Annotated in this window: 15 protein-coding genes and 1 pseudogene; 11 read left to right on the top strand and 5 right to left on the bottom strand. The window is 60.3% G+C overall.

Going from position 1 to position 15,813, the window contains the following annotated elements; all coding sequences use genetic code 11:
• Nucleotides 1-248: 248 nt before the first annotated feature.
• The 9 genes from AC0IYN_RS27385 (at nucleotide 249) to AC0IYN_RS27425 (ending at nucleotide 9,484) form a co-directional block, all read left to right on the top strand.
• The gene (locus AC0IYN_RS27385; RefSeq protein ID WP_457267624.1) at nucleotides 249-1,532 is read left to right on the top strand and encodes an ABC transporter substrate-binding protein; all 1,284 of its coding nucleotides are present in this window, start codon (nucleotides 249-251) and stop codon (nucleotides 1,530-1,532) included.
• A 160-nt stretch (nucleotides 1,533-1,692) separates the two neighbouring features.
• A complete protein-coding gene (locus AC0IYN_RS27390) occupies nucleotides 1,693-2,619 on the top strand; it encodes a carbohydrate ABC transporter permease (protein WP_406598275.1) in 927 nt (308 codons plus the stop codon).
• Between the two features lie 10 nt (nucleotides 2,620-2,629).
• Nucleotides 2,630-3,460, top strand: a complete 831-nt coding sequence (locus tag AC0IYN_RS27395; protein ID WP_003173672.1) for a carbohydrate ABC transporter permease — start codon at nucleotides 2,630-2,632, stop codon at nucleotides 3,458-3,460.
• A 22-nt stretch (nucleotides 3,461-3,482) separates the two neighbouring features.
• Entirely contained in the window at nucleotides 3,483-4,586 is a 1,104-nt protein-coding gene (locus AC0IYN_RS27400; RefSeq protein WP_028615939.1) for an ABC transporter ATP-binding protein, read from the top strand.
• Nucleotides 4,587-4,602: 16 nt separating this feature from the next.
• Nucleotides 4,603-6,084 (top strand): mannitol dehydrogenase family protein, encoded by a 1,482-nt coding sequence (locus AC0IYN_RS27405; RefSeq protein ID WP_457268028.1) that lies wholly within the window; start codon nucleotides 4,603-4,605, stop codon nucleotides 6,082-6,084.
• A gap of 133 nt (nucleotides 6,085-6,217) precedes the next feature.
• Nucleotides 6,218-7,699 carry a xylulokinase gene (gene xylB, locus AC0IYN_RS27410; protein ID WP_471844210.1) on the top strand — a complete coding sequence of 494 codons (1,482 nt, stop codon included), beginning with the start codon at nucleotides 6,218-6,220 and terminating at the stop codon, nucleotides 7,697-7,699.
• A 12-nt stretch (nucleotides 7,700-7,711) separates the two neighbouring features.
• A complete protein-coding gene (locus AC0IYN_RS27415; RefSeq protein WP_406598278.1) occupies nucleotides 7,712-8,650 on the top strand; it encodes a carbohydrate kinase family protein in 939 nt (312 codons plus the stop codon).
• 87 nt (nucleotides 8,651-8,737) lie between these two features.
• Nucleotides 8,738-9,007 carry a DUF2790 domain-containing protein gene (locus AC0IYN_RS27420; RefSeq protein WP_406598279.1) on the top strand — a complete coding sequence of 90 codons (270 nt, stop codon included), beginning with the start codon at nucleotides 8,738-8,740 and terminating at the stop codon, nucleotides 9,005-9,007.
• A gap of 78 nt (nucleotides 9,008-9,085) precedes the next feature.
• Nucleotides 9,086-9,484 carry a hypothetical protein gene (locus AC0IYN_RS27425; protein WP_406598280.1) on the top strand — a complete coding sequence of 133 codons (399 nt, stop codon included), beginning with the start codon at nucleotides 9,086-9,088 and terminating at the stop codon, nucleotides 9,482-9,484.
• Here AC0IYN_RS27425 and AC0IYN_RS27430 read toward each other — a convergent pair.
• Together AC0IYN_RS27430 and ilvA are read right to left on the bottom strand one after the other, a co-directional pair.
• Nucleotides 9,481-9,750 carry a DUF1652 domain-containing protein gene (locus AC0IYN_RS27430; RefSeq protein ID WP_406598281.1) on the bottom strand — a complete coding sequence of 90 codons (270 nt, stop codon included), beginning with the start codon at nucleotides 9,748-9,750 and terminating at the stop codon, nucleotides 9,481-9,483. The two genes, AC0IYN_RS27425 and AC0IYN_RS27430, sit on opposite strands and share 4 nt — an antisense overlap.
• A gap of 258 nt (nucleotides 9,751-10,008) precedes the next feature.
• A pseudogene (ilvA, locus tag AC0IYN_RS27435) lies at nucleotides 10,009-11,007 on the bottom strand (threonine ammonia-lyase, biosynthetic); the annotation flags it as partial.
• Nucleotides 11,008-11,280: 273 nt separating this feature from the next.
• Between ilvA and AC0IYN_RS27440 the strand changes: the two are divergent.
• Entirely contained in the window at nucleotides 11,281-11,481 is a 201-nt protein-coding gene (locus AC0IYN_RS27440) for a ParD-like family protein (RefSeq protein ID WP_003190946.1), read from the top strand.
• Nucleotides 11,481-12,230, top strand: a complete 750-nt coding sequence (gene map, locus AC0IYN_RS27445) for a type I methionyl aminopeptidase (protein WP_471844213.1) — start codon at nucleotides 11,481-11,483, stop codon at nucleotides 12,228-12,230. Before AC0IYN_RS27440 ends, map begins: the two co-directional genes overlap by 1 nt.
• Before the next feature lie 379 nt (nucleotides 12,231-12,609).
• Here the strand turns inward: map and AC0IYN_RS27450 are convergent, their stop codons facing one another.
• From AC0IYN_RS27450 to AC0IYN_RS27460, 3 genes are all read right to left on the bottom strand, one after another.
• A complete protein-coding gene (locus AC0IYN_RS27450; protein ID WP_471844216.1) occupies nucleotides 12,610-13,122 on the bottom strand; it encodes an ecotin family protein in 513 nt (170 codons plus the stop codon).
• Between the two features lie 116 nt (nucleotides 13,123-13,238).
• Nucleotides 13,239-14,177, bottom strand: a complete 939-nt coding sequence (locus tag AC0IYN_RS27455; protein ID WP_406598285.1) for a magnesium transporter CorA family protein — start codon at nucleotides 14,175-14,177, stop codon at nucleotides 13,239-13,241.
• Between the two features lie 7 nt (nucleotides 14,178-14,184).
• A complete protein-coding gene (locus tag AC0IYN_RS27460) occupies nucleotides 14,185-15,771 on the bottom strand; it encodes a RimK family protein (RefSeq protein ID WP_471844219.1) in 1,587 nt (528 codons plus the stop codon).
• Nucleotides 15,772-15,813: the final 42 nt, after the last annotated feature.

The following is a 15,813-nucleotide window of genomic DNA, read 5'->3' on the forward strand; positions in this document are numbered from 1 at the left end:
CCGGCTCCTACAGGGGGCACACTGGGCGAATCGTTTCAGCCCTCGGCAGCGCGAGTGCAAAAAAGTATCAGTCCAAGTGCGCCCAAGGATTTGTCATAACCCCATTTGAAGGCTGTAATCAACGCACACTCTTCCTGACGACCTGTAGGAAGACACAACAACAATAACTGTCCTTCTGTAGCCCCCTGGGCGCGGAAATGGAGTGCGCGATGAAGTTCACAGCAAAAGCACTGCTTGTTTCGACCTGCATGACCACCTGCATGACCCTCAGCGCCGTCAGCTTTGGCGCGCAGACCCTGACCATTGCCACCGTCAACAACAGCGACATGATCCGCATGCAAAAGCTCTCGAAAACCTTCGAGACCGAGCATCCGGACATTAAGCTGAATTGGGTGGTGCTCGAAGAAAACGTGCTGCGCCAGCGCCTGACCACTGACATCGCCACCCAGGGCGGGCAGTTCGATGTGTTGACCATCGGCATGTACGAAGCTGCACTCTGGGGTGCCAAGGGTTGGCTGGAGCCGATGAAGGACCTGCCGGCGTCCTACGACCTCGACGATGTATTCCCTTCAGTGCGTGACGGTTTGTCCGTCAAGGGCTCGCTGTACGCCCTGCCGTTCTACGCCGAAAGCTCGATCACCTATTACCGCACCGACCTGTTCAAGGACGCCGGGCTGACCATGCCCGAGCACCCAACCTGGAGCCAGATCGGCGAATTCGCCGCCAAACTCACCGACAAGAGCAAAGAGCAGTACGGCCTGTGTCTGCGCGGCAAAGCCGGCTGGGGCGAGAACATGGCGCTGATCACCACCCTGGCCAACGGCTACGGTGCACGTTGGTTCGACGAGAAGTGGCAACCTGAATTCAACGGCCCTGAATGGAAGGACGCGCTGAACTTCTATGTCGACAACATGAAGAAGTCCGGCCCGCCGGGTGCTTCCAGCAACGGTTTCAACGAGAACCTGGCGCTGTTCAACAGCGGCAAGTGCGCCATCTGGGTCGATGCCAGCGTGGCCGGCTCGTTCGTCACCGACAAGACCCAGAGCAAAGTGGCTGACCACGTCGGCTTCACCTTTGCCCCTCACGAAAAAACCGACAAAGGTACGTCGTGGCTGTACTCCTGGAGCCTGGCGATCCCGACCAGTTCCAAGGCCAAGGACGCTGCCAAGGTCTTCACCAGTTGGGCCACCTCCAAGGAATATGGCGCCCTGGTTGCCAAGACCGACGGCGTTGCCAACGTACCGCCAGGCACGCGCAAGTCGACCTACAGCGACGAGTACATGAAGGCCGCGCCGTTTGCCAAGGTGACCCTCGAATCGCTGAAAGTCGCGGACCCGACCAAACCGACGCTCAAGCCGGTGCCGTATATCGGTATCCAGTTGGTGACCATCCCTGAATTCCAGGCGATCGGGACCCAGGTCGGCAAATTCTTCTCCGGCGCACTGACCGGTCAGCAGACGGTGGATGCTGCATTGACCGCCGCGCAGACCACCACCGAGCGTGAGATGAAGCGGGCCGGTTATCCCAAATAAAGTGGGTACACCACTGTAAAGGTGGGAGCGGGCTTGCTCGCGAATGCAGTCTTCCAGTTGATGTATCCGTGACTGACGCACCGCATTCGCGAGCAAGCCCGCTCCCACACTGACCGCGCTTCGACTCTAGTTCTGCATGTACCTGACTGGTTCTGATCCTATGAATACCAACACTGCCCAAGTGCAAACCGCCGTGTCGGGCAAACCAGGCAAAAACCGCCTGGCCAACCCCGGCTGGTTCCTTGTCAGCCCCTCGGTCGCCTTGCTGCTGCTGTGGATGATCGTGCCGCTGGGCATGACCCTGTACTTTTCGCTGATCCGCTACAACCTGCTCTACCCCGGTGAAAACCAGTTCGTGGGGCTGGAGAACTTTACGTATTTCGTGACCGACTCGGGCTTCTTGCCCGGCGCCACCAATACCCTGTTGCTGGTGGGCAGCGTGCTGCTGATCAGCGTGGTGTTCGGCGTGTTGATCAGCGCCCTGCTTGAAGCCAGCGAGTTCTTCGGTCGCGGGCTGGTGCGGGTGTTGTTGATCTCGCCGTTCTTCATCATGCCCACCGTCGGTGCGCTGATCTGGAAGAACCTGATTTTCCATCCGGTGTCGGGGATCCTCGCCGCCGTGTGGAAGCTGTTCGGCGCCGAGCCGGTGGACTGGCTGGCGCACTATCCGTTGCTGTCGATCATCATCATTGTGTCGTGGCAGTGGCTGCCCTTCGCGATTCTGCTGCTGATGACCGCCATGCAGTCCCTCGACCAGGAACAAAAGGAAGCCGCGCGCCTGGACGGTGCCGGTGCCATCGCGATCTTCTGGCACCTGACCCTGCCCCACCTGGCCCGCCCGATTGCCGTGGTGGTGATGATCGAGACGATCTTCCTGCTCTCGGTGTTTGCCGAAATCTTCACCACCACCAACGGTGGCCCCGGTTACGCGTCCACCAACCTCGCCTACCTGATCTACAACCAGGCGCTGGTGCAGTTTGACGTGGGCATGGCGTCGGCTGGCGGCTTGATTGCCGTGGTCATCGCCAATATCGCGGCGATCATCCTGGTGCGGATGATCGGCAAAAACCTGACTGACAAGCCTTGAGGGCCGCGCCATGACGCTTCAACAATCCCGCCGCCTGCAAAGCCTGTTGCTCGGCACCCTGGCCTGGGCCATCGCGATCCTGATCTTCTTCCCGATCTTCTGGATGGTGCTGACCAGCTTCAAGACCGAAATCGACGCGTTCGCCACGCCGCCGCAGTTCATCTTCACGCCGACGCTGGAGAACTACCTGCATATCAACGAGCGCAGCAACTACTTCAGTTATGCGTGGAACTCAGTGCTGATCTCCTTCAGCGCCACCGCCCTGTGCCTGCTGATCTCGGTGCCCGCCGCCTACTCCATGGCGTTCTACGAAACCCAGCGCACCAAAGGCACGCTGCTGTGGATGCTGTCCACCAAGATGCTGCCGCCGGTGGGCGTACTGATGCCGATCTATCTGTTAGCCAAAAGCTTTGGCCTGCTGGATACGCGTATTGCGCTGATCATCATCTACACCCTGATCAACCTGCCGATTGTGGTGTGGATGGTGTACACCTACTTCAAGGACATCCCCAAGGACATCCTCGAAGCCGCGCGCCTGGATGGCGCGACCCTGTGGCAGGAAATGGTCCGCGTGCTGCTGCCGATCGCTAAGGGTGGCCTGGCTTCCACGGTGTTGCTGTCGCTGATCCTGTGCTGGAACGAGGCGTTCTGGTCGCTGAACCTCACCTCGTCCGCCGCCGCGCCGTTGACTGCGCTGATCGCCTCCTACTCCAGCCCCGAAGGGTTGTTCTGGGCCAAATTGTCTGCCGTCTCGACCCTGGCCTGCGCGCCGATCCTGATTTTTGGCTGGATCAGCCAGAAACAGCTGGTGCGCGGTTTGTCCTTCGGCGCCGTTAAATAATAATTCCTAGCGGAGGCTCATCATGGCCAACCTGAAAATCAAGAATCTGCAAAAAGGCTTCGAAGGCTTCTCGATCATCAAAGGCATCGACCTGGAAGTGAACGACAAGGAATTCGTGGTGTTCGTCGGCCCGTCGGGCTGCGGTAAATCCACGCTGCTGCGCCTGATCGCCGGCCTGGAAGAAGTCAGCGAAGGCACCATCGAACTGGACGGCCGCGACATCACCGAAGTGACCCCGGCCAAGCGTGACCTGGCAATGGTGTTCCAGACCTACGCGCTGTACCCGCACATGAGCGTGCGCAAAAACATGTCGTTTGCCCTGGACCTTGCCGGTGTCGACAAGAAGCTGGTGGAAAGCAAGGTCAGCGAAGCGGCGCGCATCCTCGAGCTGGGCCCGCTGCTAGAGCGCAAGCCCAAGCAACTGTCCGGCGGCCAGCGTCAGCGTGTGGCCATCGGCCGCGCGATTGTGCGTAACCCGAAGATCTTCCTGTTCGACGAACCTCTGTCCAACCTCGACGCCGCCCTGCGCGTACAGATGCGCCTGGAGCTGGCGCGCCTGCATAAAGAGCTGCAAGCGACCATGATCTACGTGACCCACGACCAGGTTGAGGCGATGACCCTGGCCGACAAGGTGGTGGTGCTCAACAGTGGCCGTATCGAGCAGGTCGGCTCGCCGCTGGAGCTGTATCACCAGCCGGCCAACCTGTTTGTGGCGGGTTTCCTCGGCACGCCGAAGATGGGTTTCCTCAAGGGCAAAGTCACCCGTGTTGAAAGCCAACGCTGCGAAGTGCAGTTGGACGCTGGCACCTTGATCAACCTGCCGCTGAGTGGCGCCACCCTGAGCGTGGGCAGTGCAGTGACCCTGGGCATTCGTCCGGAGCATCTGGAAATTGCTTCCCCGGGCCAAACCACCCTGACCGTCACCGCCGACGTCGGCGAGCGCCTGGGCAGCGACACTTTCTGCCACGTCATCACCGCCAACGGCGAGCCCCTGACCATGCGGATTCGCGGCGACATGGCCAGCCAGTATGGCGAGACGCTGCACCTGCACCTGGACCCGGCGCACTGCCACCTGTTCGACACCGACGGTGTAGCCGTGGCCCGCCCACTGCGCGCCGCCGCCTGATTTCGCGAGAGTCGTGATGAAACTGAATAAGCAGAACCTCACCCAGTTGGCGCCGCACGTGAAACTGCCGGCCTACGCCATTGCCAGCACCACCCAGGGCATTGCCCATATCGGCGTCGGCGGTTTCCATCGCGCGCACCAGGCGTATTACACCGATGCGTTGATGAATACCGGCGAAGCCCTGGACTGGAGCATCTGCGGCGTCGGCCTGCGGGCCGAAGACCGCAAGGCCCGTGACGACCTGGCCGGCCAGGACTACCTGTTCACCCTGTATGAACTGGGCGACACCGACGACACTGAAGTGCGCGTGATCGGCTCGATCAGTGACATGCTGCTGGCCGAAGATGGCGCACAGGCGCTGATCGATAAACTCGCCAACCCGGCGATCCGTATCGTCTCGCTGACCATCACCGAAGGCGGCTACTGCATCGATGATAGCAACGGCGAGTTCATGGCCCACCTGCCGCAGATCCAGCACGACCTGGCGCATCCGAGCGCACCAAAAACCGTGTTCGGTTTTATCTGCGCTGCGCTGACCAAACGCCGCGCCGCCGGCACCCCGGCATTTACCGTGATGTCCTGCGATAACCTGCCACACAACGGCGCCGTGACGCGCAAGGCCCTGCTGGCCTTCGCCGCCCTGCACAATGCCGAGCTGCATGACTGGATCAAGGCCAACGTCAGCTTCCCGAACGCCATGGTCGACCGCATCACACCGATGACCAGCACCGCCCACCGCCTGCAACTGCACGACGATCACGGCATCGACGACGCCTGGCCGGTGGTCTGTGAACCCTTTGTGCAGTGGGTGCTGGAAGACAAGTTCGTCAACGGTCGCCCAGCCTGGGAAAAGGTCGGCGTGCAGTTCACCGATGACGTCACGCCCTATGAAGAAATGAAGATCGGCCTGCTCAACGGCAGCCACCTGGCGCTGACCTACCTGGGCTTTCTCAAGGGCTATCGGTTTGTGCACGAGACCATGAACGACCCGGTGTTCGTGGCTTACATGCGCGCCTACATGGACCTGGACGTCACGCCAAACCTGGCGCCGGTGCCGGGCATCGATTTGACCGAGTACAAGCAGACGCTGGTGGATCGCTTCTCCAACCAGGCGATTGCCGACCAGCTGGAACGCGTGTGCTCGGATGGCTCGTCGAAGTTTCCCAAGTTCACCGTGCCGACCATCAATCGCCTGATTGCCGATGGCCGCGAGACTGAGCGTGCGGCGCTGGTAGTAGCGGCGTGGGCGTTGTACCTCAAGGGTGTGGACGAGAATGGCGTGAGCTACAAGATCCCCGATCCGCGTGCAGAGTTTTGCCAGGGGCTGGTGAGTGATGAGGCGTTGATCAGCAAACGGCTGCTGGGGGTGGAAGAGATTTTTGGCACGGCTATTCCCAATTCGCCTGAGTTTGTGGCAGCGTTCGAGCGGTGCTATGTGAGTCTGCGCGACAAGGGCGTCACAAAAACCCTTGAACAACTCCTGGCCCCTCTCCACTGAACCACACCGCACCTGTAGGAGCCCGGCTTGCCGGCGATGGCAATCTTGAATGTTGTGCTGAATTCAAGGACCTCATCGCCGGCAAGCCGGGCTCCTACAGGTAAACAGCCTGCCTTTGCATTCGAGATGCACAATGACAACGACAAACCTGTTTCTCGGCATCGACTGCGGCACCCAAGGTACCAAGGCCATCGTCCTCGACGCCTTCAGCGGCAAGGTACTGGGCCTCGGCGCGGCTGCGCACACCTTGATCAGCGGCGCCAATGGCCGTCGCGAGCAGCACACCCAGGAGTGGCTGGACGCCTTTACCGAAGCCACCCACCGCGCCCTGCAGCAGGCCGGCGTGGACGGCCAGGATATCCTCGGTATTGGGGTGTCCGGCCAACAACACGGCCTGGTGCTGCTCGATGACCAGGGCCAAGTGCTGCGCCCGGCCAAACTGTGGTGCGACACCGAAACCGCCCCCGAGAACGACCGCTTGCTGGAGTACCTGGGCGGCGAGAGTGGCTCCCTGGAGCGCTTGGGCGTCGCCATTGCACCGGGCTACACCGTATCGAAACTGCTGTGGACCCGCGAGCAGCACCCGGACATCTTCGCGCGCATCGCGCATATCCTGTTGCCCCACGATTACCTCAACTATTGGCTCACTGGTCGCGCCGTCGCCGAGTATGGCGATGCGTCGGGCACTGGCTATTTCAACGTGCGCCGCCGTGAGTGGGATGTGGCACTGCTCCAGCACATCGACCCGAGCGGTCGCCTGGAACGGGCCTTGCCGCCATTGATCGAGGCCGATCAGGCAGTCGGCACGATTCTGCCCGCCATCGCCGAGCGCCTGGGCATCAACCCCAACGCCATCGTCTCCAGCGGCGGCGGCGACAACATGATGGGCGCCATCGGCACCGGTAACATCGCCCCCGGCGTGATCACCATGAGCCTGGGCTCGTCGGGCACCGTGTATGCGTTTGCCGACCTGCCCAACGTCAGCCCGCAGGCCTCGGTCGCGACCTTCTGCTCGTCGAGCGGCGGCTGGCTGCCACTGATTTGCACCATGAACCTGACCAACGCCACCGGGGTGATCCGCGAGCTGTTCGACCTCGACCTGGCCGCGTTCAATGCGCTGGTCGAACACGCTCCTATCGGGGCCGACGGCGTGAGCATGCTGCCGTTCCTCAACGGCGAGCGCGTGCCCGCCCTGCCCCACGCTACCGGCAGCCTTCACGGCCTGACCATGACCAACCTGACCCGTGCCAACCTGTGCCGCGCGGTCGTCGAAGGCACCACCTTTGGCCTGCGCTACGGTCTCGACCTGCTGCGCCAGACCGGCCTGCAAAGCCAGAGCATCCGCCTGATCGGCGGTGGTTCGAAAAGCCCGGTCTGGCGGCAGATGGTGGCCGATATCATGAACACCGAAGTGATCTGCACCGAACAAAGCGAAGCCGCCGCCCTGGGCGCGGCGATCCAGGCGGCCTGGAGCCAGTCCGGCGACCCCCTGGCCAGCCTGTGCGACAAATGCGTGAGCGTCGACCCGGCCAGCCGTACGCTGCCGGTAGCGGCCAGTGTCAGTGCGTATCAACAAGCCTACGAGCGCTACCAGCAGCTTGTGGCAACCCTTTAAGAGCGAACGACTATGTATCTGGTGTGTGGTGAAGCGCTGTTTGATTTTTTCAGCGAGGAAGATGCCAGCGGGCAGGCTTCCAAAGTCAATTACAAGGCAATTGCCGGCGGTTCGCCGTTCAACGTCGCGGTAGGCTTGCGCCGCCTGGGTATCGAGGCGGGCTTGTTCGGCGGCTTGTCAACCGACTTCCTTGGGCGTCGCTTGTTGCAGGTGCTCAAGGATGAGGGCGTCAGCGAGCAGTTCCTGGTGGAGTTCGCCGCACCGACCACCCTGTCGATGGTCGCCGTGGGTGCCGATGGCTCACCGCAGTACAACTTCCGGGGCGAAGGCTGTGCCGACCGCCTGCTGGAAGTCGCCCACCTGCCCGCGCTGGGGGCTGACATTCGCGGCCTGCATATCGGCTCGTTTTCCCTGGTGGTGCAGCCGATTGGCGACACCCTGCTGAACCTGGTCAAGCGCGAAAGCGGCAAACGCCTGATCAGCCTCGACCCCAACGTGCGCCTCAACCCGCAGCCGGATATCCAGCTGTGGCGCGACCGAGTGGCGGAACTGGTCAAGCATGCCGACCTGATCAAGGTCAGCGACGAAGACCTGCACCTGCTCTACCCTGACCAGTCGCCGGAAAGCGTGCTGCAGGGCTGGCTGCAACACCGTTGCCAACTGGTATTCCTGACCCGTGGCGGCGACGGTGCCAGTGTGTTCAGCCGCCAGCACGGCAACTGGTCGCAACCGGCAGTCAAGGTGGTGATGGCCGACACGGTGGGGGCCGGCGACACCTTCCAGGCCGCGTTGATTGCCTGGCTGACCGAGCAGCAGCTTGACTCGGTAGAGGGCCTGCAACAGCTCACGCGGGCACAGATCGACGCCATGCTGGGCTTTGCCATTCGCGCCGCGGCGTTGACCTGCGGCAAGACCGGGCCGGACCTGCCGTATCGCCACCAGCTTGGATGAAGCTTTTGTCAGCCAGGCAAACTTTAATCGATGGTTAATCCCGCAAGCCGAGAGTGAAGTTGTACCCACTTGTTGCGGAGAAACACCATGAAACTGCGCACGTTGATGCTCGGTGCCACCCTTGCACTGGCGGCTGCGTCTGGCCTGGCCCAGGCCGACGATCAAACAGCCGCCGTCAAACCCGTGCCTTACCACTACGGCCTGCCGATGAATATCGACAAGGTGCTGGCCATGAACGAAACCCCGACTGATGAGTGCAAGGTCATCAAGGCGGATATCAAGTTCCTGGATAAAGCAGGCAAGGTGGAAGACGTGACCTACCGGAAAATGTCCGAAGCCTGCGACTTCCAGAACTGAGGCGTTGAAACAATAGAGCCAGGCCCGCACAAATAGGCGTACGCTTGCGGGCTTGTCATAAGGCTGAAAGGATTCGCCATGCTGTTGAGTTTCCGTACCCTCGCCACCTTCACCGCCCTGCTGTGCTTCGCCCTCGCACTGGTCTGGGGCCTGCGTCCCGACCTGCTGCTGTGGTTGTGGAGCGTGGAGTATTCCAACGCCACCGGGATGGTGTCGCGCCGCAACGCCGCGCTCTTCCTGGGCATCGGCATCATGTTCTACCGCGCCCGTCACGCGCCTCCTTCGGACACGCGCCGCGCCCTGACGACCGGGTTTATCACCGGGTGCCTGGTGCTGGCGCTATTGGGGTTTGGTGAGTGGATCAATGGCAATGCGGGGCCAGGCATCCTGCTGGCGGTGGCAACAGAAACCGTATTGGGCCTGGCGTTTATCCAGGCCCACAGGTCTTCGGTCCCTCACACTCAAGCGTCAAGCTAGTAGAGGCTGCGCCCTCCCGCTCGTTGCAGGGCGGGTGCATGGGTGTGCTTGAGGTCTTCGCGCAACCCGGCGATCAGGTTGCAAATCGCTCGACTGCTGTCGAGTTTGTCCGCGTTGATACCTTTGACTTCCAAATCCACCCGGTCACGGTCGCGGTCGTCATAGACCTTGATCGTCAGCGAGGCATCTTCGGCTTTGGTGCATTCGCACCGTTTAGGCAGGAAACTTCCTTCAATGATGCTGCGAAGCTCTAGTTCCGAAAGCATGGTCAACCTCTCCTTTTCTGAGACTGCCAACAGATTGTTATGAACCTGGCAGGCGCGTGCCCGCCACGTCTTGCCGACCCTGGCAGACGCTTGTAACTCCCAAGCCTACTCGGCAAAAACGGCCCTCGTTGTAACCTTTCCTCATAAGCACTGTGCATTGTTATAGAGGTTGAACAGTGTCGACGGAATCGTCGTCGAACCGCTGCGATTAATCGTTTAACCCTGGGCTTCAAGTTAAACGGCGCCCTGTGCCGCCACCCTTTCGGCAACATGTCGCAAACTATCGAAGTTGATGTTCGCCCCGGAATTGATCGCTACCAGGGTCTGCCCGCGCAATTGATGACGGGCCACGTAGTGGCGGATGCCCGCTACCGCCAACGCACCGGAAGGCTCGGTGATGGACCGCGTGTCGTCGTAGATCAACTTGATGGCGCTGCACAGTTCATCGTTGCTGACAGTGATGACTTCATCCACCCAGTCGCGGCAGATCTCGAAGCCATACGCGCCGACCTGCGCCACTGCCGTGCCATCGGCAAACCCGTCGACGCTGGGCAGCACCACCCGTTCACCGGCCCGCAGTGCCGCCAACAGGCAGCTGGAACCTTCGGGCTCGACGCCAATGATGCGCACCTCGGGCCGCAGGTATTTGACGTAGGCGGTAACGCCAGCGATCAGGCCACCACCGCCCACCGGCACGAAGATCGCGTCCAGCGGCCCTTGCTGCTGGCGCAGGATCTCCATGGCGACGGTGCCTTGGCCGGCGATCACGTCCGGGTCATCGAAGGGCGAAACAAAGGTGCACCCGGACGACTCTGCCAATTGCAGCGCGTGGGCCAGGGCAAACGGGAAGCTCGCGCCGTGCAGCACCGCTTCGGCGCCGCGTGAACGCACGCCCAGCACCTTGAGTTCCGGGGTGCTGGCGGGCATTACAATGCGTGCCTCGATCCCCAGTTCCCGCGCCGCCAGGGCCACACCCTGGGCGTGGTTACCCGCCGACGCGGTCACCACGCCACGGGCTTTTTGCTCAGGCGTAAGTTGCATCAGCTTGTTGTAGGCGCCGCGAATCTTGAAGGAAAAGGTCGGTTGCAGGTCTTCGCGCTTGAGCAACACCTGGTTGCCCAGCAGTGCCGAGAGGGCCGGGGCCACCTGCAACGGCGTGCGCACCGCCAGGTCGTACACCGGGGCGGCAAGAATCTTCTTCACGTAATGTTCAAGCAGTCCCGGGTCGGCGGTGTGAGGCGCGGTGCAGGTGCTCATGGGTGTCTCCTGGCTTCTTGTCAAAGACCCTGGAGACGGAAAAACAAAACCCGCCTCTAGGGCGGGTTTGGGTACAGCCGTGCGCTATCCCGCCAAATGAGGAATGGCGGTAATAATGCTTGGCTGGCTGCGAAAGGCTTGAAATGTCATGTGACGAAACTAACCGGCGGCCTGCGGGCAAGTCAATGGCCAAGCGCCATTTAGCGGGCGGGGGTTTACTATGGATATACGAAACATATACGCTTTGTATATTGCCACCACACAGTGAACACCATGGGCATCGTCAAGATCACCGACCAACTGCACGAACAACTGCGCCTGGCCAGCGCTGCGATGGACCGCTCCATCAACGCCCAGGCCGAATTCTGGATCAAGATCGGCCTGCTCGCCGAACTCAATCCGCACCTGCCCTACAACGAGCTGATCAACAAACTGTTGCTGGACAAGCCCGACCTGATCCGGGGGCGCAGTTGATGATCAAGACTGCCGCACAACTGGCGGTGATGCGTGAATCCGGGCGCCTGCTGGCACAGGTTTTCACCATGCTCGACGGTTTTGTCGCCGCCGGCCGCTCCACCCTGGAGCTGGACGCCGCCGTCGAAGCCTTCATCCGCAATGACCTCAAGGCCCGCCCCGCCAGCCTGGGGCAATACGACTACCCCTTCTCCATCAACACCTCGATCAACGAGGTGGTGTGCCACGGCATGCCCAGCGCCAAGGACATCCTCAAGGACGGCGACATCATCAACATCGACATCACCCTGGAAAAAGGCGGCTACATCGCCGATTCCAGCAAGATGTACATGATCGGCACCGTCGCCCCCAAGGCCCGGCGCCTGGTGGAGATGACTTTCGAAGCGATGTGGGCCGGCATCCGCCAAGTCAAGCCGGGTGCGCGCCTGGGTGATATCGGCCATGCGATCCAGAGCCATGCGCAGGCCAACGGCTACAGCGTGGTGCGTGAGTATTGTGGCCACGGCATTGGCCGGCAGATGCATGAAGAACCGCAGGTCCTGCACGTTGGCCGCCCTGGTACCGGGTTGGAGTTGCGTGAAGGCATGGTGTTTACCGTGGAGCCGATGCTGAACCAGGGGAGTTCTAAAGTGCGCAGCTTGAAGGATGGGTGGACGGTGGTGACCAAGGACAACAGCCTCTCGGCGCAGTGGGAGCATACGGTGGCGGTGACGGCGGATGGGTTTGAGGTGTTGACGTTGCAGAGTTAGCAGGTGCGGGGTTTTGTCCAGTGGCGGCCTGAGAGCCGGCCTGAGTGGTTGAATCAAAAGCAGGTATGCGTAGGAGCTGGCTTGGCGGCGATGCAGGCACCTCGGTACATCAGGTACACCGAAGTGATGCCATCGCCGGCAAGCCGGCTCCTACAGGTTGACCGCGGTCGACTTGCACTACCGGTCGGCTCTGAACGCCGCCGCGCTGCTGCTTTTGATTTGGGGCGAAGGCCATTTGCTGGGCCGGCATCCCGGCCTTTCCAAAAGTGAGTCGCTGTAAGAATGAAACCATAGGCCGCCGTTACCTAAATAACGGATATGTCCACAAATCAACACACTCAAACGACACTCGCCCCCCCCGGCGATCCCCTACAAGGTCTCACTCCGGTGAGGACGCAAACTTAAATCCGTTGTCCACTTCGGGAACAAAAGTCCGTTCGCCCGGAGTGGAGCTAGAAGCAATCGTGACCGACTTGGTTTGCACCTCGTAGGACACCATCAAGCCCTTTGCCGCATGAATGACGATCGGCGCATGGCTGTCATAGTCAATCACCGCGTCCTTCACTCTTACATCGAACAATTCCGTGTAGCGGTACTCGCACGCCGCAGCAGAGGATAAACCTGACGGTTCTTTGATCACATAATGGCCATCCTCGGTTTTTTGAAGGGTTGTCCACAACATCAATGCATTACAGTCACGTCTGACACTCTTTTTTACCTTGAACTCCACCCTCAAATTATCTTCATCGGGACGCTGTTCAAGCTGGTAAACTTGAGTGTCGTACTCATCGGGATTAGGCGTGCAGCTGTCATCAGCCTGCGTTTTAAAGGCGTCGATCAAACTAAAAAAGGGTACGAATAAAGCAAGAAAGGCGTTACCGGTTATATCCATGTCTGTTCCCCTTGGAACTCAAATGATTGAGGCACCAACGTTAACGGCCAACAAGACAGGGGCGACGGTAGATAGTTGTTCGCATTCCTTTCTGGGTATTGAGGCGCCTACAGCGTTCACACCACATTGGCGCCGCCGGCTATTCGCTTGAGCCCCAACACCATCAACCCCGCCCCAAGCCCCATCGCCAGCAGGAACAACGGATACGACACCCACCACGGCGTCCCCGCCGTCATCATGCTGAACTCCGACATACCACCAATGCTCGCAATCAAGTTCAGCGGCAGGAACACCACGTTGATCAACGTCAGCTTGCGCAACAGGTTGTTCATGCTGTTGTTCATCAGGTTGCCACGCGCATCGATCAACCCGGAAAACACGTTGGAATAGATCTCCGCCTGCTTGTAGCACTGGTGGTTCTCGATGATCAGGTCATCGATCAGGCCAAGCGTCTCTGCGCTGAAATGCTCCTTCTCGGCATGGTTGCGCAACCGCGACAGCACCGCGCCGTTGCTGTGCAGCGCGTTGATGTAATAGATCAGGCTTTCGCTGAGGCTGAACATCTGCATCAGGTGGTGGTTGCTCATGGACGCATTGAACTGCTGCTGCAACTCCCGCGCGACCAGCTTGATCACCTTGAGATGGCCCAGGTAGTGATGGATGTTGTTGAGCAGCAGGTCGAGCAGTACGTCCAGCGGCGTGTGCAGCGGGCGGCGCTGGCCCAGGCCGGTCAGCGGGGTTTCGTCGGTGGCGATCACCAGCAGGCGGCTGGGCGAAAACAGCAGGCCGCAGGACGACACCTCGAACACCAGGTTGCCGCCACCGGAGTAGTTCTCCGGGCGTTTCCAGATCAGGAACAGATTGTCTGGGTGAAACTCGATACGCGAAACTTCGTCAGGGTCCAGCGCCGAGGCCAGGGCGTGTTCGTCCAGCTTGTGGTGGTCACGCAGCCACTCGCGCTCGGCCAGGTCAGGGTTGTTGAACAACAGGATCGGGGCATCGTCATGTTCCCCGCTGCGCAGCTTGCCATCGGCCAGTTCAAAGCGCTGGATCATCGCCGGCTCACCAGACCTGGCCCTGGCGCTTCAACTCCAGGCGCCGCACGAACTCTTCCAGCACCAGGCCGTAGAGGTCGTCCTGCAAATAGGCGTCCTCGATGCCCGCGTCCAGGTTGGGGTTGTCGTTGACCTCGATCACCACCACCTTGTCGCCGGACTGCTTGAGGTCGACGCCATAGAGCCCATCACCGATCAGGTTGGCGGTCTTCACGGCCAGCTCTACCACGGCCTTGGGTGCTTCGTGGACCGCGAGGGTGCGGCACTCGCCGTTGATGTCCTGGCCGATGGCCTTGTGGTTGTAGATCTGCCAATGGCCCTTGGACATGAAGTACTGGCAGGCAAAGATCGGCTTGCGGTTGAGTACGCCGATACGCCAGTCGTACTCGGTGTAGAAGAATTCCTGCGCCAGCAGCAACACCGAATGCTCGAACAACTCGGCAGTCGCCTTGAGCAAGGCTTCCTGGCTTTCCACCTTGATCACCCCACGGGAAAAGCAACCGTCGGGGATCTTCAGCACCAGCGGGAACCCCAGGCGCTCGCCGACCCGCTCGAAATCTTCCGGTCGCTCCTTGTACAGAATCTCGGTGGCGGGCATGCCCAGTTGATGGCTGTTGAGCAGGTCGGTGAGGTACACCTTATTGGTACAGCGCAGGATCGACGCCGGGTCGTCCATCACCACCAGGCCTTCGCTTTCGGCTTTCTTGGCGAAGCGGTAGGTGTGGTTGTCGACGCTGGTGGTCTCGCGGATCAGCAAGGCGTCGTATTCGGCCAGGCGCGAATAGTCCTTGCGCTCGATCAACTCCACATCAATGCCCAGGCCCTTGCCCACGCGGATGAAATTCTCCAACGCCTTGGCATTTGACGGCGGCAATTGTTCCTGGGGATCGTGCAGGATGGCCAGGTCGTAACGGGCCAGGCGCCGTGAACGTGGCTGGCGCCAGATCTTGCGGCTGAAGTTGTCGAGGGCGTGGGCAAATTGATCTTCCTGGTCATCGCGCAACTTGTGCAACACACCCGACTTGACCCCTTCGATATGCCAGCCGTTATTCTTTTTAAAATCAACTAACAGGATAGGGCACGGGAACGCCTCAAACAACTGACGGGCCAGATCCTGCAACGGTTCTATATTGGTCCGGCCAAAGTAAAGTGTCAGGGTAAAGCCTTCGGTATTGCTGTAAAGATGATGACTCAGGGCTTTATCAAGGGTCTTGTCCAGGTCGTCCAACGCGAGGCCGTACAGCGACTTCCTGGTCAGTTCGCTGATGGTGCGCACCGACGGAATCACCTTGTGCCCACGGGCTTCGGCGAGCAGCGAGCAGTAATAACCGTGCCCCAGGTACTTGTAACTGCGGCACAGGTTGATCACCTGTACACGCTTGCTGGTCTCGTTTTCCCGGGTCTGTTCCAGGTACTCCTGGGCGGTGACGATGTCTTCGCTGGGGAAGTAGGAGGCCCAATCTTCCTTGCGCTCGACAATAATCACTACTTGACTGGCTCCTTTGAGGGGGGCGGAAAAATAACCTTTATTAGTTATTGTCGCCGCGAGCGTTTGCTCGGATACTTCACGCCAATGACCTTGTACCGCCGACATAATATTTGATCCGCTTTAGAGAACTCGACCTTTTCTATTAAG

This window comes from Pseudomonas sp. AC112, from assembly GCF_979253545.1.